This is a genomic window from Gilliamella sp. Nev5-1, assembly GCF_001690895.1.
Lineage (GTDB): Bacteria > Pseudomonadota > Gammaproteobacteria > Enterobacterales > Orbaceae > Gilliamella > Gilliamella apicola_C.
In genome coordinates, this window is record NZ_LZHO01000040.1 from 1 (window position 1) to 20995 (window position 20995).

A 20995-nucleotide genomic window follows, 5' to 3' on the forward strand; every position below is an offset into this window, starting at 1 on the left:
TTAAGCCTGCCGCCAGCGTTCAATCTGAGCCATGATCAAACTCTTCAATTTAAAGTTTGATGCTCAATAACTGTCTCTGACATATTCAAATGAATCTTCAGTGTCACTTATCAAGACTTAATTTTTTAGTCCGTAGACTTTAATCTTTTGTCTCGCAAGTGCCCACACAGATTGTCTGTTTCTTATTTTTAAAGAGCTAACAGCCTTTTTAAACCAATCAACTTTCCGTTAATTTACTTCGCTGTCTCAAGGGTTGCGTATACTACGCTAACCTTTTTTATTCGTCAAGATCTTTTTTCAAAATTTTTGATCTTAATTTTTCACTAACTTGCCTCAGCTTTTCGCTGACGCCGTGTCAGTGGATGCGGATTATAGGGACTTCATTTTTTTTGGCAAGCATTAATTTCAATTTTTCTCTCGTTTGTTTTTTATTTGTTCAAACCCTTTTATTCGCCACATTTGATGTAAATATAAAAATCCTCGTATTTTCAATAATTTTTTCAAAATTAATTTATATTTTGACTATATTTAAAAAGAGAACGATTATTCTCACTATAGTAATTATTCTTTTTTTACCAAAAGCATTAAAAAGCACTAAATATAAATAACGTGATTTAGCGAATTCCACCTATAAGATATTTTGCGTTATTTTTGAAAATTAATTTTATTATGTTAGCAATCATAATACTGATAACTAAAGTAGAGACTAAAAAAGTTACAGCCCCCAATGATGCTAACCAACCATTATCCGTTTTAATTATATTGCTTAGTGGAGAGATATATAACAAATGCTCAAGCTGTAACACAATGATTTCATGAATAAAATAGATGGGAAAACTTATATTTGCCATATAAGAGAAAAATTTATAAATCTTTCCTTTATTCTCTTTGTGATTGAGCCCATCTAAAAAATAAAGTGCTAATATAAATAAAACGATCTTTTGTAATGTATCATAATATAGCTTTTCTACAACCAAATGAGTCATATAGCGATAAGCAAATGGAATGAAAAAACATAAACAAAAAAAGGATATTATCAAAAACAAATTATCTTTTACTGATTTGATAATAGTTTCATAATTTTGTTTTATCATCATACCAATTAGATAAATAGGACCGTAATGCAGTAAATTTAAAAACGGTTTAGTAAAATCTGGTTTAGTAAACATCACAACCCAAAACATAGCAATCAAACCTGCAACAATTAATTTTTTTTTCGACCAATAAAAGAAAAGTGGTCCCATTAAATATATCATGATAATCATTGGCATAAACCATAAAGGTAGAAGCTGTGTGCCAGTTAGCATCATGTGAACTATCGCATTCATAACACTAGGCTCAATTGATGAGAACCATGGCAAATTGGATAAGTACTGATAATGAAAAAAGATAAAACAAAAAAGTGATACCGAAATATAAGGGCATACTACTGTCTTAAATTTTGATAAATAGTATGCTTTAGTATCATATTTGTAAGTCAAGTGTTGAAATAAAAAACCGGCAATTAATACAAAAAAAGTAGTGAAATTAAATGCAAATAAATTTAAAAAAGAAAATAAATAACTATTTGTAATTAAATGATTATTTTTAAATACACCTAAGCAGTGACTAAAAACAATCATAATAATCGCAACACCACGTAATACGTGAATAGAATGAATTTTTTGCGGTTTTTCTGTTACCATTTTCGATAGTGTGAATAATGAAAGTGAATGTGCATACATTATCACATATTTATGTAACTAGAATACTCTTTTACAAAAAAAAGCATATAAAAACACAGTAAAAATATCAATATAAATCAATGCAATAATTGGATAACGCTTGATTTGACTACCTAACCAATTTATTCGCCGCAAATGAACAAATAGGAATAATTTCTCGATTTTCCTGCCGTAGACGTTTGACCACTAACTCTAATAAATTATCAGCGATACCTTGCCCTCGATATGTCGGATCGGTATAAGTATGATTAATAGTCGCTTTATCTTTTCCCACTCTTGTAAAAGTCATTTCAGCGATTTCTTTATTATTAGCATCACAAACATAAAAGCGATTGCTTTCTTCTAAAAAACGTAATGACATAAAATTACCCGCATAATATGTGTAATTAATTGATTATAAATTACATCCATACTTAATAAAATCCAAGAATTTTTTATAATAACTGAAATCTATTACAGGAAAACATGTAGAGAAAAAAATAGGTGACTGTTTTAAGATTTTATCTTTAACAGCTCACCTATAGCAAAACAGAATGATATTAATTAATGTAGATTATGCTTTAGTTGCACAATAAACGATTTAAAATAATCGTTTGGCAGTATTATATAGATCAATATCAAATGGGCGTTTCATATTATTGATAGCATCAACAATATTATGATGCACTAATTTATTATTTTGTACACCTACGCTTCTACCTGCCTCACCTTGTAACAATAATTCAACGGCATAAGCTCCCATACGAGAACCTAAAATACGATCATAAGGAACCGGTGAACCGCCTCGTTGAACATGCCCTAATACTGTTGCCCGTGTTTCGTGATGGACTGCTGCTTCAATGTCTGCAGCAAGTTGCTTAACATCACACATATGCTCGGTAACAGTCACAATCGCATGTTTTTTACCTTTAGCAAAGCCGAGTTTAATCTCTTCGATTAGATCTTCTTTAGTATATGAAACCTCAGGAATAATCATAAACTCACACCCACCAGCAACTGAGGCATTTAAGGTTAGATCGCCACAGTCTCGTCCCATAATTTCAATTACTGAAATTCGGTTATGTGAAGAACAAGTATCGCGTAATCTATCAATAGCTTCAACAGCAGTGCTAAGCGCAGTAAAATAACCAATAGTATAATCAGTGCCACGAATATCATTATCAATAGTACCTGGTAAGCCAATACATGGGAAACCTTCTTCAGTCAATCGCATTGCCCCCATATAGGAACCATCACCACCAATAACGACTAAAGCATCAATTTGATGTTTTTTCAAATTAGCAATGCCCTTTTGTCTTACTGCTTTATCTTTAAATTCTGGAAATCTAGCCGAACCAAGAAATGTGCCACCACGAGTAATAATATCTGACACACTTGAACGTTCTAGTTGAACAATGCGATCTTCACAAAGACCCATATAACCATCATAGATACCAAAAACATCTAGCCCTTCTGCCAATGCAGTTCTAACTACACCACGAATAGCTGCGTTCATTCCTGGAGCATCGCCACCACTGGTTAAAATACCTATTTTTTTTATCATATTAAATAACTCCAATTTATTAACTTTTCGTTATTATAGAGTCTTAACAGATATCTAACAATAGACAATAAAAGCTATTTCTGATTAATTTTTCTACTTTTTCATTTCAGCAGGCACAACAGAAACTGGGTCTTGATGAATAATTACTGTTGCAGGTGAAAATTCTTCTGCAATATATTTTTCAATAGCATCCGCAATAGCATGAGCTTTAATTAAAGGCATGTCATCATCGAGTTCAAGGTGCAATTGAATAAATTTTATAGGTCCTGCTTGTCGTGTTTTTAGATCATGAAAACCTAGAACATCGGGGTATGAAGAAATGATTTCAGCAATTCGTACATTATCACTATCAGGCAAAGCGCGATCCAACAGATCTTGGATAGCATGATAAGCAATATGGTAAGCATTATAACAAATATATAAAGCAATCAAAGCTGCAAAGACAGCATCAGCATAAGTAAGTCCATACCAACTTAAGCAAAGCGCAATGATAACAGCAATATTCATCAACATGTCGGAGGAGTAATGTAGCATATCAGCCTGAATAGCATGACTATGAGTCATTTTTACAACTCGCCTTTGATATAAAACAAGGAAACCTGTGATTACCGCTGAAACTGTCGAAACCATAATTCCTAATAAAGGGATTTGCAATTCGCTAGGATGAATAAAAGATCGAACACTAGAAAATAATAAAATTATCGCCGAGCCAATAATAAATGCGCTTTGTGACAATGCAGCCAAAGATTCAGCCTTGCCATGACCAAAAGTATGCTCATCATCAGCAGGTTTTAACGCATAGCGAACTAAAAAAAAATTGAAACCAGATGCAAGTAAATCAATACTTGAATCCAGTAATGAAGCAAATAAACTTATTGAACCAGTTAACCAACACGTAATAAATTTAATTAAAATTAGAAAAATAGAGGTCAAAACGGCAATTAACGTTGCTCTTTTAACTAACTTTTCGTACAAATGTGAATTTGACATTTAGTACCTAATTTATTGATAAGACTCAATTCCCAACGGAAGAACTAACTGCTCGGCAACCTCAGCAGCCTTTGTTCGGCCTAACAATACATCGATAATTTTTAAAGCAAAATCAATAGAAGTCGCAGGACCTTGACTAGTAATAACGTTATTCGACTTGTCAAAATAAACCCTATCTGCTTTCCAATTTTTGAATGCATCTTTAGTAGTTGGGTAGCCTGTCATATTAGCGTTAGGAAATAAATTATGATGTTGTAAAACCATAGCTGGCGAAGCACAAATTGCAGCAACAATGCCACCATTTAAATGCGTTTGCTTTAATTTCTCAATCAATAATGGACAATCTCGAAAGTTTTCAGCTCCTTTTAACCCACCAGGCAACACCACTACGTCAAAATCGATGTATTGAATGTCTGAAAATACTTTTTGAGCCAAAATTGTTACGCCTCGAGAGCAGGCAATTTCACGAGAACTTGAAATGCTAGCTGTCGTAACATTAATTGCTGCTCGAGTTAATAAATCAATTGTTGTTACAGCTTCTGTTTCTTCACAACCGTCCGATAAAAACACCAATGCTTGTTTTGTCATTATTTTATTATCCTTTCAATATTGGCACCTAGTTTTCTTAATTTTGCTTCAATATTGTCATAGCCTCGATCAATATGATAAATACGATCAACGGTAGTTAGCCCCTCAGCTATACAACCCGCTAAAACTAAACTTGCTGAAGCTCGTAAGTCCGTTGCCATTACTTGTGTACCACTGAGCTTTTCGACACCGTGAGTTATTAAGGTGTTACCTTCAATTTCTGCTCTGGCTCCCATACGAATTAATTCAGGCACATGCATAAACCGATTTTCAAAAATCGTTTCTTTAATGATCCCTGTGCCTTCAGCAACCATATTTAATAATGAAAATTGAGCTTGCATATCAGTAGGAAACCCTGGGTGAGGTGCGGTATGAATATTCACTGCTTTCGCTCTTTTTCCTTGCATATCTAAACACACCCAATCTTTACCAAATTCAATTTTAGCACCAGCTTCCTTCAGCTTAGAAAGCACAGCATCAAGCAAAGTGGGATCAGTATTACGACAAGTAATTTTACCTTTGGATATCGCAGCTGCCACTAAAAAAGTCCCTGTTTCAATGCGATCAGAAACTATCTCATGAACACCACCACCTAAGCGTTCAACACCTTCAATCTCAATACGCATAGTACCAGCACCTGTAATTTTGGCGCCTAGCATATTTAAAAATTTAGCTGTATCAACAATTTCAGGTTCACAAGCTGCATTTTCGATTATCGTTTTACCTTCCGCTAAAGTTGCTGCTGACATAACAGTAACGGTTGCACCAACACTTACTTTATCCATCACTATATGAGCACCTTTAAGCCGACCATTTACTGATGCTTTAACATAACCTTCATCAAGCGTGATAGTTGCACCTAATTGTTCAAGACCTGTAATATGAAGATCGACAGGCCTTGCTCCGATAGCGCAACCACCAGGCAATGAAACTTGTCCTTGCCCAAATCGTGCTACAAGTGGACCTAAAGCCCAAATTGAAGCTCGCATAGTTTTAACTAACTCATAAGGCGCACAATAGTTATTAATATGACCCGCATCAAGATGAATAAAGTCATTTCGCTCACATTTTACACCTAGCTGACTTAGCAATTCCAAAGTCGTATCAATATCTCTCAACTTGGGAACATTTCTAAGTTCAACAGGCTTTTCAGCCAAAATGGCAGCAAATAAAATTGGCAGCGCAGCATTTTTTGCGCCAGAAATAACCACTTCACCGTTTAACGTGGTAGGGCCTTTTACGTGAAACTTTTCCATTATTAACTCTTATGCGTGATAAATTGGCAAACATTATAGAAGTTATTTACTAATAGATAAATGAATTTCATGAAAAAATTAAAGTGCTATTCTTTTCAAATCAACTAAAAGTACAGAAAATCAAACGCTATCAAAAATTTGATTTTTATTTGCGAATCTAATAATCATTACAATTAATCAATGATTGGCTCAGGCAAATTCCCACCTTTATTGGTATATACTGCATTCGTCATTATAATTTGAGTTATGCGATATAACCATTTAAAGATTTTATATTTCAATAATATCGTATTCAATCTGAGAAAAATATGTTTGATTCTCTCTCTAAAGTAGGGAAATACCTTGGTCAAACTGCAAAACTGATGGTGGGCACTTTTGGTTATGATAATTATGTTCAGCATATGAAGCTTACCCACCCAAAGCAACTCCCTATGTTTGATAAAGTTTTTTTAAAAAGCACTAGAAGGAAAAAGTCAATGGCAAAGGTGGTTTTAAATATTGCTAATAATTAAAAAGCTATAAGTAAAAGATTTTATTACAAATTCATTATTACCTGTAATCTTAATAACTTTCTTCGCTCAGGTAAGACAACACACCTTAATTATTTATTAAAACAACATAACCGTGATGAAAAGCCATTATTATCGAAAACGAATTTAGCTCAGTAAGCATTGATAGTAATTTGTTAAATATTAACACTAAAATTCAAATCGTTGAAATGACCAATGGCTGTATTTACTGTAGCGCGCAAGGAAAACTAACCGAAGCATGATATAAATTACACGTAAAACACTAAGCAGGGTGAATTACAATTTGATTGGTAGATTATCCTACCAACTGATCTTGCCAATCTGGGATCTGGCACCAATGATTCGAGCCGTTTTTATTGATGATCTAATTCGAGAAAAATCCAACTTGATCGATTATTACACAGGTAGATGCGCAACATATTTTAAAGCATTTTACTGAATATCACATTAATGAATATCACATAGTTCTTTCACAAATTGTTTTTTCAAATCGCATCATTTTTTAACTAAAACTGATCACGTTGGCAATGAATAAAAAGCTAAAGTGATTCACCGAATTTATAAAATCCACCACAAAGCGACTATCTTTGAAGAAGTAAAAGAGCAAATCCCAAAATCATATTGGCTTGCTATACAGCTCTTTGATCAAAGTAATGAACTATATCAAGCATTAAAAAAACAGCATCAGGTCAATAACAAAATTAACATATTGAAAAAAATTATATTATATGCTGAAACGGTATACATTCCTGAAACTTTTTGACAAGCTAGTTGGTATACAGAAAACGACATCTCTAATAGCCACATTGAATTTAATTTGCTAACATGAAAGCTTTTTTAACCGTGATAAAGCAAGCAGTACAATAACATGGATTATGATATCGCAATTATAGGGCTTGGGCCTGCAGGCAGCACGTTAGCTCGTTTACTTAGCCCGTCGTTCAAAGTCATTGCATTAGATAAAAAACATCAATCTACAGATGAAGGTTTTCATAAACCTTGTGGTGGATTATTAGCAGATGATGCACAAAAAGCTTTTGTTCGACAAAAGCTGAATTTACCCACTGATATTTTAACTAATCCTCAAATTTTTAGTGTCAAAACTTATGACTTACAAACAAAACTTGTTCGCAATTACCAACGAAGTTATGTGAGTTTTGATCGACACAAATTTGATCTATGGTTAAAATCACTAATACCGTCAAAAGTAACCGTTCTTCATAATACGCTTTGTAAAGAAGTAAGGCGCATTATTGATGGCTATCAAATCACTTATATTGATGAACACAAAACCGAATATAATATCACAGCGCAATATGTAGTAGGTGCTGATGGCGCCAACTCGCTTGTCAGAAGAATGCGATATCCTCAGCATACAATAAGGCAATATGTAGCTATACAACAATGGTTTGTAGAACAACACCCAAATCCATTTAATTCGTGTATTTTTGATAATCAAACAACAAATTGCTATGCTTGGAGCATTTCAAAAAATGGTTATTTTATTTTTGGTGGTGCTTTTCCTAAAAAAGTGGCAAATCAAAATTTTGAGCAATTAAAAGAAAAATTAACAGCTCAGGGGTTTATTTTTAGTAAACCAGTCAAAACAGAAAAGTGTTTAGTGGTTTACCCAAATCGGTTACGTGATTTTTATACTGGCAATGAAAACATATTTCTAATTGGCGAAGCTGCAGGTTTTATTAGTGCTAGTTCTTTAGAAGGAATTAGTTATGCATTGGATAGTGCGGAAATTTTAAGTAAAATTTTAAACAGTAAACATCCGAAACCAAATAAATGTTATTATCAACGCACAATTCCACTACGTTTAAAACTCTATTGCAAAATTGTTAAAGCTAAATTATTAACGACGCCTTTCTGGCGTAAGTTGATCATGAAAAGTAAGATTCAACATATTAGGCAAATTGAATAACGTAAAATAAACAAAAATATAATAATAAAAATAAAAATGAAATAGATGAGGAAATATCAATTATGTTTGATGTACAAGATTTGATTCGTTTTAATCACGAATGGTCAGAAAAAATAGAGCAAGAAGATCCAGAATTTTTTAAACAACTTGCCATTGAACAAAATCCGAAATTTTTGTGGATCGGCTGCTCAGATAGTCGCGTTTCAGCAGAAAAACTTATTAAGCTAAAACCGGGTGAATTATTTGTACATCGAAATGTCGGTAATCTTGTAATACATACTGATTTAAACTGTTTATCAGTCGTTCAATATGCTGTAGATGTTCTTAAAATCGAAGATATCATTGTTTGTGGTCATCTAGGCTGTGGGGGAATTCGTGATGCGGTTGAAAATCCTGATTTAGGGTTAATTAATAACTGGCTGTTGCATATCCGCGATTTATGGTTTCGCAATAGCTCCCTACTAGGAGAATTCCCACCCGAAATTCGTTTGGATGTATTGTGTGAACTTAATGTGGTTGAGCAAGTCTACAACCTCGGCCACTCTACAATTATTCAATCAGCATGGCAACGAGGGCAAAAAGTGAATTTACATGGTTGGGTTTATGGAATTCATAATGGTAAAATTACTGACTTACACATATCCTCGTCAAGTAGCGAAAATCTAGAAATTAACTACCGTGAAGCGATTTCCTATCTTCTCAATTTACACAAATCCCAATAATTCACTAATCATTTTTATTTAAAACGATGGATAATTTGATTGCTGCTTCCTCGCCATAATAGACGAGGATCAGCAAGTTCTTGCACAAATTTTCCATCAATTAACACATCAATATAAGGAACAACAGCTTGTTGTTCAGCGGTTAACTCATCAAGCTTATACCCCGTCCAAAGCCAAATATCTTTATTATCGCATTCAGATTTAACACGTTGGACCAGTTTTAATATAGTTGGAACGTTCTGAGGATGCAAAGGATCACCACCAGAAAGCGATAATCCTTGACGTTTTATTTCGGTATCTTGTAAATCTTTAATAATTTGATCTTCAAGTGATTGAGTAAATGGCGAACCAGAATTGATACCCCATGTACTTTTGTTATAGCACCCTGGGCACTGATGTACACAGCCAGCAACGAAAAGAACACAGCGAGTTCCTTCCCCATTAACAACATCAACAGGATAATAACGATGATAATTCATAAATATTTATTGATTATTAACCAATTTGACCATTATTTAAATGTTTAACTCGACGTTTTACTTCTTCTTGTTTACCTGAATTGAATGGGCGAGCATCAGGACTACCTAAATATCCACAAACACGACGAGTAACCGATACTTTTGAAGAATCATGATTACCACAACTTGGGCAAACAAAGCCTTTGCTGGTACAAGAAAATTCACCGGTATAACCACATTCATAACATTCATCTATTGGCGTATTAGTCCCATAATAAGGAACTCGAGAATAACTATAATCCCAAACATCTTCTAACGCTTTGATATTATTAATCATATTTGGATATTCCCCATAGCAAATGAAACCACCATTGGCGACTTGAGGATAAGGTTTTTCAAATTCGATTTTTTCGTACGGATTAACCTTTTTCTCAACATCAAGATGGAAACTGTTAGTATAATAACCTTTATCAGTAACACCAGGAATTACACCAAACTCAGCCGTATCAAGCCGGCAAAATCGATCACATAAATTTTCGCTTGGCGTGCTATATAAACTAAACCCATAACCAGTTTCACTCTTCCATTGATCTACCGCATTACGTAAACGCTCAACAATTGCCACACCTTTTTTGCGTAATTTATCACTATCAAATGGATGCGTTTGATTTCCGTAAAGTGCATTTAATGTTTCATGAAGACCAATATAACCTAAAGAAATTGAAGCGCGACCATTTTTGAAAATCTCAGAAATATTGTCGTCTTCGTTAAGTCTCACACCACAAGCACCTTCCATGTATAAAATAGGAGCTACACGTGCTTTTACGCTATCAAGTCGAGCAATACGCGTCATTAATGCTTTTTTACATAGCGCTAAACGTTTATCTAAAATTTCCCAAAAGCGAGCTTCATCACCTTTAGCTTCTATAGCAATACGCGGTAAATTAAGGCTAATGACGCCTAAATTATTACGCCCATCATGAATTTGTTGGCCGTCTTCTTCATAAACACCCAAAAAGCTGCGACATCCCATTGGTGTTTTAAATGATCCTGTTACCTCAACGACTTTATCGTAATTTAAAATATCCGGATACATCCGCTTACTTGCACACTCAAGTGCAAGTTGCTTAATATCATAATTAGCATCGCCCTGTTTATGATTAATACCATCTTTAATTGCAAAAACCAGTTTTGGGAAAACCGCTGTCTTGTGATTTTTGCCAAGTCCTTTAATACGAACATTTAAAATAGATTGTTGAATTAATCGTGATTCCCAGCTAGTCCCTAACCCAAAGCCAAAAGTAACAAATGGTGTTTGGCCATTAGCGGTATGTAAAGTATTGACTTCATACTCTAGAGACTGAAACGCATCATAACACTCTTTTTCGGTACGGCTTTCAGCATAAGCTTCTGGATTTGGGATATTCCACTCTTCAGCCACTTTTTTGTGTTTGTTATAACTGATGGTAACAAATTTTGCTAAAACTTCATCAATGCGATTAATTGTCGTACCGCCATAAATATGGCTAGCAACTTGCGCAATAATTTGTGCCGTTACAGCTGCCGCTGTTGCAATTGACTTTGGCTGCTCAATTTCAGCATTACCCATTTTAAATCCGTTAGTTAACATACCATCTAAATCAATTAACATACAGTTAAACATTGGGAAGAATGGCGCATAATCTAAATCATGATAATGAATTTCACCGCAATCATGAGCTTGAGAAATGTCTTTTGGTAAAATATATTGTTTAGCATAATGCCTTGCCACGATACCCGCAAGTAAATCGCGCTGAGTCGGTATTACTTTGCTATCTTTATTAGCATTTTCATTTAAAATAGCAACATTACTTTGCTCAATTAACCCTCGAATATCTTGATTTAGCCGGCTACGTTCTTCACGAGCACGATCACGATCGTGACGATATTCAATATAAGTTCTCGCTAATTTTTTATAAGGGCCTGACATTAACTGATTTTCAACTGCATTTTGAATTTCGTTAATATCAACGCTATCACATTCACTCATTTGATTAGTCACAACACGAGCAACTGTTGCACAATAATCTGGATCATGAACATTGGCTGCCACAGCAGCTTTAACAATGGCATCGTTAATTCGAGTCTCATCAAATGCAGTTTGACAACCATCTCGTTTAATTACTACAGGCATAATATGCTCCTCAATATTCATTAATAATTAGCAATTGGCATAGATTTATATCAGTAAAAATATTTATATAATTATTATTTTTTATCAGAATATTAAGCTTTTATGATAGAAATCAAGGTTTTCACATTGCTTAGAAAATACTATATATAGTAAATATGAGCAAATTATACACCATATATAGTGTTTTTCTAGTTTTTTAATAAATAAAATAACTTGACAAGTTTAAAATCAATAATGACAAGTATTTATAAATTATTGGGATATAAAAAGAGAAAAGAAGAAAAACAAAAGTGCACGCAAGTTCTGCACTTTTGTTAAAAAATAGAATTAGAAATTGAAAATACTATGATTCAATATTTAACCAATCGGTGTGAAACACACCTTCTTTATCTATACGCTTATAGGTATGTGCACCAAAGTAGTCTCGTTGCGCTTGAATTAAATTAGCGGGTAATACCGCAGAACGATAACTATCATAGTAGGCAATAGCTGCCGAAAGTGTTGGAACCGCAATACCTTGTTGTACAGCTAAAGACACCACATCACGTAATGATTGCTGATAAGCCTCAACTGTTTGATTAAAATAAGGTGCCAATAATAAATTATCGATCTCATTGTTATCAGCATAAGCATCAGTAATTTTTTGTAGAAACTGGGCGCGAATAATACATCCAGCTCTAAAAATTTTAGCAATTTCACCATAATTTAAATCCCATTGGTACTTATGAGATGCGGCTTTTAACTGCGCAAAACCTTGCGCATAAGAGATGATTTTAGCCATATACAGTGCTTTACGAACCTTCTCTATAAGCACTTTCTTATCACCACTATATGGTTCGTTTTGCGGACCTTTTAACACTTTTGCAGCCGAAATGCGCTGATCTTTAATGGCTGATAAATAGCGTGCGAATACAGACTCAGTGATTAAAGATAAAGGTTCCCCCAAATCCAATGCACTTTGGCTGGTCCATTTCCCTGTGCCTTTATTACCTGCTGCATCCAAAATCACATCAACTAAATAATTACCCTCATCATCTTTATGTCTAAAGATATCGGCTGTGATTTCAATCAAATAACTATCTAATTCACCTTTATTCCAGTCGGTAAACACATCAGCTAGTTCATCATTAGTTAAACCCGCAGCATGTTTCAATACAAAATAGCTTTCAGCTATCAGTTGCATATCGCCGTATTCAATACCATTATGAGCCATTTTCACATAATGACCCGCGCCATTTGGGCCGATATAAGCGACACAAGGTTCACCATTAGCCTTAGCGGCTATTTTCTCTAATATCGGTGCAACTAGCTCATAAGCCTCTTTTTGTCCACCAGGCATAATTGAAGGCCCTTTAAGTGCACCTTCTTCACCACCAGAAACTCCTGTACCAATAAAATTAAAACCTTCATCTGAAAGCATTTTATTGCGACGAATGGTATCTTCAAAATAAGCATTCCCGCCATCAATAATAATATCGCCTTTATCTAATAATGGGCGTAGCTCATCAATTACCGCATCAGTCCCTTTACCTGCTTGCACCATAATAAGAATACGACGAGGCTTCTCTAATGCATTGACAAAATCTTCAATCGTAAAGTAAGGAGCCAACTGTTTATCAGAATGCTCAGCCATGACTTGCTCGGTTTTATCTTTAGAACGATTATAAATAGCAACAGAAAACCCGCGACTTTCGATATTAAGTGCAAGATTTCGCCCCATAACCGCCATTCCAATAACACCGATTTGTTGTTTTGACATAATTTGGCTCCTTTATTAAACCTTTATAACCTTAACCATAAGGTTTTTTTTAACAATATCTATAACGTACTTAAGTTTTATAAATTACGCTATATTCTGCCATAAAAAAAGCCGTATCAGAATACAATACGGCTATTTTTCATTACTTTAATAATATTTATTATCAACTGAACAAATCATGAACGCTTCATCATTTCAAAAAATTCATCATTAGTTTTAGTCATGGCAAGTTTATCAATTAAAAATTCCATCGCATCTGTTTCACCCATTGGGTTAAGTATTTTGCGCAAGATCCACATTTTTTGTAGCTCATCCGGTGAAGTCATTAAATCTTCTTTACGCGTACCAGAACGATTAAAGTCAATAGCAGGGAACACACGGCGCTCAGCAATTTTACGTGATAAATGAACTTCCATATTACCCGTACCTTTAAACTCTTCGTAAATGACTTCATCCATTTTAGAACCCGTATCAATCAACGCAGTTGCAATAATAGTTAAACTACCACCTTCTTCGACATTACGAGCAGCACCAAAAAAGCGTTTTGGTCGATGTAGCGCGTTTGCATCCACACCACCAGTTAATACTTTACCTGATGATGGAACAACGGTGTTATAAGCTCGAGCAAGTCGAGTGATCGAATCTAATAAAATAATTACATCTTTTTTATGTTCAACCAAACGTTTTGCACGTTCAATTACCATTTCAGCGACTTGAACGTGCCTTGCTGCTGGCTCATCGAAAGTCGAAGCAACAACTTCGCCTTTAACTAGACGTTGCATTTCGGTCACTTCTTCTGGGCGCTCATCAATCATCAATACCACTAATTCACATTCAGGATGATTGACTGCTAGACTTTGAGCAATATTTTGTAAAAGCATTGTTTTACCAGCTTTAGGCGGTGCAACAATCAAACCACGTTGACCTTTACCAATTGGCGATGCTAAATCAAGTACTCTGGCTGTGATATCTTCTGTAGAGCCATTACCTCGTTCCATACGTAAACGAGAATTTGGATGAAGGGGAGTTAAGTTTTCAAAAAGGATTTTATTGCGGGCATCTTCTGGCTTATCATGATTGACTTCGTTAACTTTCAGTAAAGCAAAATAACGTTCGCCTTCTTTTGGTGGGCGAATTTTACCTGCAATAGTATCGCCCGTCCGTAAATTAAACCGCCGAATCTGGCTTGGTGATACATAAATATCATCTGGTCCTGCTAGGTAAGAGCTGTCAGCAGAGCGTAAAAAGCCAAAACCATCTTGTAAAATTTCCAGCACACCATCACCAAAAATATCTTCACCACTTTTGGCATGTTGCTTTAAAATCGCAAAAATAATATCTTGTTTTCTAAGGCGGGCAAGATTTTCAAGCCCCATTTTTTTCTCACCAAGCGCTACAAGCTCAGAGACAGAAGTGTTTTTTAATTCAGTTAAATTCATAATTTTAAAAATTCTTGAGGATAAAATTGATATGTTTGCAATTAATACTATTTGTGTATCTTTGTTTCATTTACTTATAAAAAATTCTTTCCCTTACAGCACATAAATTCAATCGATTACTAAGCTATTGATGATAATTAAAGATCTGTATATAGAATTTCACCACTTTACCAATAAAAACAATGAATTTGTAGAAAGGAGTATTTGTAAGAAGCTCGCAATTTACACTAAAAATATCAATATGTCTAGATTTAATTGCATTAATTAGTCTTGTTTGTAAAAATAAGCAAAAAGAGCGGTACACAATGCACTACTCTCTTAATAATTATTATCTTAGTTTTTATTCAATTCTTAGTTCTTATGCAATATAAAGGCTATTTCATAATTGAGAATCGATAAAATTTTTAAGCTCCGCTTTAGATAGCGAACCGACTTGAGTCGAAACCACTTGCCCATTTTTAAAAATCAACAATGTTGGAATGCCTCGTATACCGAATTTAGGCGCTATATTAGGGTTTTCTTCAACATTTAATTTAGCAATAACGATTTTATCCGCATATTCTTGAGCTATTTCTTCCAAAATCGGAGCAATCATTTTACAAGGCCCACACCAAGAGGCCCAAAAATCAACAAGTACTGGTTTTGCTGATTCATTAATTGTCCTATCGAAAGTAGCTTCCGATAACTGAACGATATTATTACTCATTTTTACCTCCAACATATTTTACTTAATGCAATAATAGATGAGTTTAAATTACTCGACTAGTAATTAGTATAATAGGATATAATTATTAGTGATGTCACGGTATTTAGTGTGTTATAATCTCGAGATTCTGATAATTATATCTGCAACCATAATGATTCAATCATATCTTACCCAAACAACTTTTAGTCAATTTCCTCTTCATCCTTTGGTGTTAAAAGCACTTGAGAAAAAAGGGTTTGTTTACTGTACGCCAATCCAAGAAAAAACATTACCATTAACCACTACAGGGATCGATATTGCTGGGCAAGGGCAAACAGGAACTGGCAAAACAATGGCTTTTTTAGCCTCAACATTTAATCACCTGTTGAATCATGAACCTTTACCTGATCACAAAACCAATCAACCAAGAGCTATAATTCTTGCACCAACACGAGAATTAGTTGTGCAAATTTATCATGATGCACAAGCGTTATCTGAAGAAACAGATTTAAAATTAGGATTAGCTTTTGGTGGCGATGGCTACGATAAACAATTAAAAATGCTATCTAACGGCGTAGATATATTAATTGCCACAACAGGAAGATTAATCGACTATGCTAAACAAAATTATATCAACCTAGAAGCGCTTCAAGTTGTCGTTTTAGACGAAGCCGATCGTATGTTTGACTTAGGATTCATTCGTGATATACGTTGGATTTTCAAACACATTACGCCGCCGCAAAAACGGCTAACCATGCTATTTTCTGCAACATTAACACATAATGTGCGTGAGCTCGCATTTGAACATATGAACAATCCACAGTATGTTGAAGTTGAGCCAGAACAAAAGATTGGTCACAGAATCAAAGAAGAACTATTCTTTCCATCAAATGAAGATAAATTAGCGCTTTTACAAACACTTATTGAAGAAGAATGGCCAGATCGCTGTATTGTGTTTGCTAATACCAAAGTGGCTTGTGAAAAGATTTGGCGACATCTTGTTGCTGATGGTCACCGTGTTGGATTACTCACTGGCGATATTGCTCAGAAAAAACGTTTATCAATTTTAGAGCAATTTACACAAGGTAATCTTGATATTTTAGTTGCGACCGATGTGGCTGCTCGAGGTTTACACATTCCTAATGTTACCCATGTATTTAATTATGATCTACCTGATGATTGTGACGATTACAGACACCGTATTGGTCGTACAGGGCGGGCGGGAGCTGAGGGATACTCGATTTCCCTTGCCTGCGAGCGCTATTCGCAAAACTTACCCGCAATTGAAAAAGCAATTGATCATGCTATTCCCGTTAGCCAGTATGACCCTTCTGCATTATTAGTTGATTTACCAACGCCAAAACCTTTTCGGCGTCCATCACGTAGAAAGTCTACAAACTAGATAAGTAAACAGTGAGGTACAAGAATTATATATTCGTTACTATTTAATCTGACACCATATTTGCAAAAGTGAGCGTTGCTGGTTTTGAGATAAGATACTAAATCTACAATTAAAAATATGGTATATCAGCTTATGTTTGAGCTAGCAATTGTAGTAGCTTAAACATGAGCTAACAGACACTAACTATTCATTAGAATTTATGTTAACAAAACACTGAACCGATGAGTAAAATAAATTCTGCAGTGACTTTTCCTTAACTAGCGCCTTTGGCACCTAACCAAGTTTGCCAAGGCGTTTTACCTTAACAATACTTGTCTCAATGAGCTATTTCTTTATTATAAAATTGAAGCCATTACTCAATTTTCTTTTTATTTTCAGATAATTAAGTGCAGATATTGCGTCTAAACATAACATCATAATATTCAGCTTTCATTGTTTTATTGAATTATTTAAAAATACCACTAGTCTAAAGAAGGTAAGCCTTGGTTTCTGTATACTCAATATCCTCAATTAAACTATTTTTCCGTGTACACTTTGGCAAAAAAGCTTTGAATAATTATTGATAAAAACTTGTTAAGATGTTTCCCCAATTTCTGTGATGCATCCTACATAATAGATATCTTGCGCACATAAGCACATAAGTAGCCGAGATGCTGGCTCTCAATTTCACCATGAACCTCAAGACACACTTTTGCTTACCCAAGTGTTTGCAACTGGTTTTCTATCAATACATAACTTTCTTGAGCTACTTTCATTTCTAGGGCAATTAAATGTTTTTTAAACTTTCTAAATCGTAGTGCAATCAAATTGAGTACGCACACTACCTGAAATATTCCTTGTTGACGCAATTGATTATCAACTTGATGTTAACCACCGCTTATTTAATATACGAATTATTTCCTAAAATGACAGCTATCTGACTTGCTCATTGCATGCTAGCATTCATTATAAAATCAATGATAAAGATAAAAATTGGCATAAACTTGACGAGTATATTATTCGAAGTACAGATAAAGATAAGGATGATAATAACCAACATATCAGTGTTAATTTAAATATCAAACAGTCAAAAATTAAAGCCATTAATGCCTGTTCTGATGAACCACCACCGATTATTACCTTTGACCGTAACCAAATGAGCGTTATATTTAATAGCACAAATAATCAACCTTTCATTTAATTTAGGGAGCAACGAAAACAACCACTACATCACTAAATGGAATAGATTTACTTTATTCCCAATTTAATGTGCGTATTTGATGCACCACAAACCTTTATTGGCGAATAATGTGATGCTAGCAGGGAAAAATGTTACCTACAACAAAGAGTGAATCGGCAGGCGATGCTTTTTACTTAAATAGTTAATTTGCGTTTGTTTAGTAATTGGTACTATTTTGTTAATGATTATTGTATTAAAATTAACTAATGAAGTGAAAAAAATCATCATGATAAACAGGTAAAAAAACTATAACTCACTATGATACTTGCAATTGATGCCTATTACATTAATGACCGAGCCAAATCGGTCGGCGTTTTATTTAATCATTGGACTGATTCGAAAAATGCGGTTGAAAGCTTAATCATCGATTATCAAGATAATGTTGCGCCTTATCAATCTGGTCAATTTTATCAACGTGAATTACCTTGCATAATGTCACTGCTTAATAAAGTTGATTTAAGCCAGATCTCAACCATCGTTATTGATGGCTATGTCCATTTGAATGACGGTAAGATAGGCCTTGGTGGGCATTTGTATAATGCGTTAAACAAAATGATCCCAATTATTGGCGTTGCTAAAAAACCTTTTGCGGGGAATAGCGAATATTTGATTGAAGTTATTCGTGGCCAAAGTAAACACCCACTATATGTAACGTCAATGGGTATATCGTTAGAGCGTGCAGCAGAAAATGTGCAATCAATGGCGGGTAAATACCGAATGCCTGATTTACTCAGCTATTTAGATCAACAAACAAAATTGTTTAAACATGAAAAGTAAAGTCATCTAGTTAGTTATCATTCGCCGACTCGTGCCGGCGATGATTGCACGTTTAATTATGCTTCGTTCCAACTATCTCTTAAGCCAACGGTTCGGTTAAACACTAGCTTATCTTCAGTTGCAAATTTGCTATCCAAGCAGAAGTAACCTTCGCGCTCAAATTGGTAAGCATGCCCGATATCCGCATGTTGTAAGCTTGGTTCAACAAAACCTTGTTTAATTACCAAAGAAGTCGGGTTAATGGTTGATAAAAAGTCTTCCGCTGCACCTGGATTTGGTGTGTTAAATAAGCGATCATACAAGCGAATTTCAGCAGGTTTGGCAAATTTTGCTGAAACCCAATGAATAACACCTTTCACTTTACGCCCATCTTCAGGGTTTTTATTTAACGTAGCGGGATCGTAGCTACAATAAATCGTTTGAATATTGCCTTCAGCATCTTTTTCAACGCGATCAGCTCGGATAACATAAGCATTACGTAGTCGCACTTCTTTGCCTAATACCAAACGTTTGTAATTTTTGTTGGCTTCTTCTCTAAAATCAGCGCGGTCAATATAGATTTCACGTGTGAATGTGACTTCACGGTGACCAAGTTCAGGACGATTAGGATGATTTGGCATACTGAGCACTTCATCAAGGTTTTCTGAAAAGTTTTCAATAACCACTTTAACCGGATCAAGCACAGCCATTGCGCGTGGTGCGTTTTCGTTAAGATCTTCGCGAATACAAAACTCCAGGGTGCTCATTTCAACCGTGTTTTCTTGTTTTGTGACACCAATTCGGCGACAAAAGTCACGAATAGAGGCTGGTGTATAACCTCGACGACGTAATCCTGATACGGTTGGCATACGTGGATCATCCCAGCCATCAACAATTTTTTCGGAAACTAATAAGTTTAATTTACGCTTAGAAGTAATAGCATATTCTAAATTCAATCTTGAAAATTCATATTGGTGAGGGCGAGCTTCAATCGTAATATTATCTAAAACCCAATCATATAAGCGACGATTGTCTTGGAATTCAAGTGTACAGAGTGAATGCGTGATATTTTCGATCGCATCAGAAATACAGTGGGTAAAATCGTACATTGGGTATATGCACCATTTGTTGCCTGTTTGGTGATGCTCGGCAAATTTAATACGATATAGCACCGGATCGCGCATGACAATAAATGGCGAGGCCATATCGATTTTAGCACGTAGGCAGGCTTTTCCTTCTGCAAATTTGCCTTCTTTCATTTGAATAAAAAGTGCTAAGTTTTCATCAATACTACGATCACGATATGGGCTATTTTTGCCGGGTTGAGTGAGTGTTCCTCGATATTCACGGATTTCATCAGCTGACAACTCATCAACATAAGCAAGCCCTTTATTGATTAGCTCAATTGCATATTCATATAGTTTGTCAAAATAGTCAGATGAATAACAAATTTCGCCATCCCACTCAAATCCTAACCAGCGAACATCTTGTTTAATTGATTCAACATACTCTATATCTTCTTTGGCTGGGTTGGTATCATCAAAACGTAAATTACATTTACCTTGATAATCTTGCGCAATACCAAAATTTAAACAAATGGATTTAGCATGGCCAATATGTAAATAACCATTAGGTTCTGGAGGGAATCGAGTATGTGTTGTTTTATATTTTCCCGCCGCTAAATCAGCATCAATAATTTGACGAATAAAGTTAGTTGGACGATTATCTGTCTCGGCCGGTAATGAACCGCTCATAAAAAACCTCTGATGATATATTGATTAATAACAAATTTAGAATATTTGCTTTGTCATTACTTGTAAT

Annotated in this window: 18 protein-coding genes and 1 pseudogene; 7 read left to right on the forward strand and 12 right to left on the reverse strand. The window is 34.8% G+C overall.

The features are described from left to right. Positions 1 to 614: 614 nt before the first annotated feature. The 6 genes from A9G41_RS06055 to murA form a co-directional block, all read right to left on the reverse strand. Entirely contained in the window at positions 615 to 1724 is a 1110-nt protein-coding gene (locus tag A9G41_RS06055) for an acyltransferase (protein ID WP_065582147.1), read from the reverse strand. A 109-nt stretch (positions 1725 to 1833) separates the two neighbouring features. Further along, on the reverse strand, positions 1834 to 2085 hold the full coding sequence (locus tag A9G41_RS06060) for a GNAT family N-acetyltransferase (RefSeq protein ID WP_065579610.1): 252 nt from the start codon (positions 2083 to 2085) through the stop codon (positions 1834 to 1836). A gap of 219 nt (positions 2086 to 2304) precedes the next feature. Next, complete coding sequence (gene pfkA, locus A9G41_RS06065; protein WP_065567323.1) at positions 2305 to 3267, reverse strand: 6-phosphofructokinase; 963 nt, start codon at positions 3265 to 3267, stop codon at positions 2305 to 2307. 93 nt (positions 3268 to 3360) lie between these two features. Beyond that, the gene (locus A9G41_RS06070) at positions 3361 to 4257 is read right to left on the reverse strand and encodes a cation diffusion facilitator family transporter (protein ID WP_065582146.1); all 897 of its coding nucleotides are present in this window, start codon (positions 4255 to 4257) and stop codon (positions 3361 to 3363) included. 12 nt (positions 4258 to 4269) lie between these two features. Then, entirely contained in the window at positions 4270 to 4845 is a 576-nt protein-coding gene (gene yajL, locus A9G41_RS06075) for a protein deglycase YajL (protein WP_065582145.1), read from the reverse strand. Next, a complete protein-coding gene (murA, locus tag A9G41_RS06080; RefSeq protein ID WP_065582144.1) occupies positions 4845 to 6101 on the reverse strand; it encodes a UDP-N-acetylglucosamine 1-carboxyvinyltransferase in 1257 nt (418 codons plus the stop codon). The genes yajL and murA overlap by 1 nt, the downstream gene beginning before the upstream one ends. Positions 6102 to 6409: 308 nt before the next feature. Here murA and A9G41_RS13495 point away from each other — a divergent pair. The 4 genes and pseudogenes from A9G41_RS13495 (at position 6410) to can (ending at position 9283) form a co-directional block, all read left to right on the forward strand. Continuing rightward, positions 6410 to 6606, forward strand: a pseudogene (locus tag A9G41_RS13495) (CstA-like transporter-associated (seleno)protein). Between the two features lie 138 nt (positions 6607 to 6744). After that, positions 6745 to 6873, forward strand: coding sequence for a GTP-binding protein (locus A9G41_RS15010; protein ID WP_442903254.1), 129 nt, complete (start codon positions 6745 to 6747; stop codon positions 6871 to 6873). A 626-nt stretch (positions 6874 to 7499) separates the two neighbouring features. Then, positions 7500 to 8561: an FAD-binding protein gene (locus tag A9G41_RS06090; RefSeq protein WP_065579615.1), complete on the forward strand. Its 1062-nt coding sequence runs from the start codon at positions 7500 to 7502 to the stop codon at positions 8559 to 8561. A 62-nt stretch (positions 8562 to 8623) separates the two neighbouring features. Then, positions 8624 to 9283 carry a carbonate dehydratase gene (can, locus tag A9G41_RS06095; RefSeq protein ID WP_065567317.1) on the forward strand — a complete coding sequence of 220 codons (660 nt, stop codon included), beginning with the start codon at positions 8624 to 8626 and terminating at the stop codon, positions 9281 to 9283. 14 nt (positions 9284 to 9297) lie between these two features. On the opposite strand, the gene nrdG is transcribed toward can, so the two are convergent. From nrdG to trxA, 5 genes are all read right to left on the reverse strand, one after another. Beyond that, entirely contained in the window at positions 9298 to 9762 is a 465-nt protein-coding gene (gene nrdG / locus A9G41_RS06100) for an anaerobic ribonucleoside-triphosphate reductase-activating protein (protein ID WP_065582142.1), read from the reverse strand. Between the two features lie 16 nt (positions 9763 to 9778). Further along, a complete protein-coding gene (nrdD, locus tag A9G41_RS06105) occupies positions 9779 to 11917 on the reverse strand; it encodes an anaerobic ribonucleoside-triphosphate reductase (protein ID WP_065582150.1) in 2139 nt (712 codons plus the stop codon). A gap of 340 nt (positions 11918 to 12257) precedes the next feature. Continuing rightward, a complete protein-coding gene (gene gndA, locus A9G41_RS06110) occupies positions 12258 to 13673 on the reverse strand; it encodes an NADP-dependent phosphogluconate dehydrogenase (protein ID WP_065582141.1) in 1416 nt (471 codons plus the stop codon). Positions 13674 to 13849: 176 nt separating this feature from the next. After that, the gene (gene rho / locus A9G41_RS06115) at positions 13850 to 15112 is read right to left on the reverse strand and encodes a transcription termination factor Rho (RefSeq protein ID WP_034910472.1); all 1263 of its coding nucleotides are present in this window, start codon (positions 15110 to 15112) and stop codon (positions 13850 to 13852) included. A 379-nt stretch (positions 15113 to 15491) separates the two neighbouring features. Further along, positions 15492 to 15818 carry a thioredoxin TrxA gene (trxA, locus tag A9G41_RS06120; RefSeq protein WP_065582140.1) on the reverse strand — a complete coding sequence of 109 codons (327 nt, stop codon included), beginning with the start codon at positions 15816 to 15818 and terminating at the stop codon, positions 15492 to 15494. Positions 15819 to 15969: 151 nt separating this feature from the next. Between trxA and rhlB the strand changes: the two genes are divergently transcribed. The 3 genes from rhlB (at position 15970) to A9G41_RS06135 (ending at position 19195) form a co-directional block, all read left to right on the forward strand. Next, positions 15970 to 17199 carry an ATP-dependent RNA helicase RhlB gene (gene rhlB, locus A9G41_RS06125; protein WP_065582139.1) on the forward strand — a complete coding sequence of 410 codons (1230 nt, stop codon included), beginning with the start codon at positions 15970 to 15972 and terminating at the stop codon, positions 17197 to 17199. A gap of 928 nt (positions 17200 to 18127) precedes the next feature. Continuing rightward, the gene (locus A9G41_RS06130) at positions 18128 to 18379 is read left to right on the forward strand and encodes a hypothetical protein (RefSeq protein WP_065582138.1); all 252 of its coding nucleotides are present in this window, start codon (positions 18128 to 18130) and stop codon (positions 18377 to 18379) included. A 297-nt stretch (positions 18380 to 18676) separates the two neighbouring features. Beyond that, on the forward strand, positions 18677 to 19195 hold the full coding sequence (locus A9G41_RS06135; protein WP_065582137.1) for an endonuclease V: 519 nt from the start codon (positions 18677 to 18679) through the stop codon (positions 19193 to 19195). A 56-nt stretch (positions 19196 to 19251) separates the two neighbouring features. On the opposite strand, the gene glnS is transcribed toward A9G41_RS06135, so the two are convergent. Further along, positions 19252 to 20928 (reverse strand): glutamine--tRNA ligase, encoded by a 1677-nt coding sequence (gene glnS / locus A9G41_RS06140; protein WP_065579731.1) that lies wholly within the window; start codon positions 20926 to 20928, stop codon positions 19252 to 19254. Between the last annotated feature and the right edge of the window lie 67 nt (positions 20929 to 20995).

Coding starts and splice junctions, on each gene's coding strand:
- A9G41_RS06055 (WP_065582147.1), bottom strand. CDS start 1,724: ATGTATGCACATTCACTTTCATTATTCACACTATCGAAAATGGTAACA.
- A9G41_RS06060 (WP_065579610.1), bottom strand. CDS start 2,085: ATGTCATTACGTTTTTTAGAAGAAAGCAATCGCTTTTATGTTTGTGAT.
- pfkA (WP_065567323.1), bottom strand. CDS start 3,267: ATGATAAAAAAAATAGGTATTTTAACCAGTGGTGGCGATGCTCCAGGA.
- A9G41_RS06070 (WP_065582146.1), bottom strand. CDS start 4,257: ATGTCAAATTCACATTTGTACGAAAAGTTAGTTAAAAGAGCAACGTTA.
- yajL (WP_065582145.1), bottom strand. CDS start 4,845: ATGACAAAACAAGCATTGGTGTTTTTATCGGACGGTTGTGAAGAAACA.
- murA (WP_065582144.1), bottom strand. CDS start 6,101: ATGGAAAAGTTTCACGTAAAAGGCCCTACCACGTTAAACGGTGAAGTG.
- A9G41_RS06090 (WP_065579615.1), top strand. CDS start 7,500: ATGGATTATGATATCGCAATTATAGGGCTTGGGCCTGCAGGCAGCACG.
- can (WP_065567317.1), top strand. CDS start 8,624: ATGTTTGATGTACAAGATTTGATTCGTTTTAATCACGAATGGTCAGAA.
- nrdG (WP_065582142.1), bottom strand. CDS start 9,762: ATGAATTATCATCGTTATTATCCTGTTGATGTTGTTAATGGGGAAGGA.
- gndA (WP_065582141.1), bottom strand. CDS start 13,673: ATGTCAAAACAACAAATCGGTGTTATTGGAATGGCGGTTATGGGGCGA.
- rho (WP_034910472.1), bottom strand. CDS start 15,112: ATGAATTTAACTGAATTAAAAAACACTTCTGTCTCTGAGCTTGTAGCG.
- trxA (WP_065582140.1), bottom strand. CDS start 15,818: ATGAGTAATAATATCGTTCAGTTATCGGAAGCTACTTTCGATAGGACA.
- rhlB (WP_065582139.1), top strand. CDS start 15,970: ATGATTCAATCATATCTTACCCAAACAACTTTTAGTCAATTTCCTCTT.
- A9G41_RS06135 (WP_065582137.1), top strand. CDS start 18,677: ATGATACTTGCAATTGATGCCTATTACATTAATGACCGAGCCAAATCG.
- glnS (WP_065579731.1), bottom strand. CDS start 20,928: ATGAGCGGTTCATTACCGGCCGAGACAGATAATCGTCCAACTAACTTT.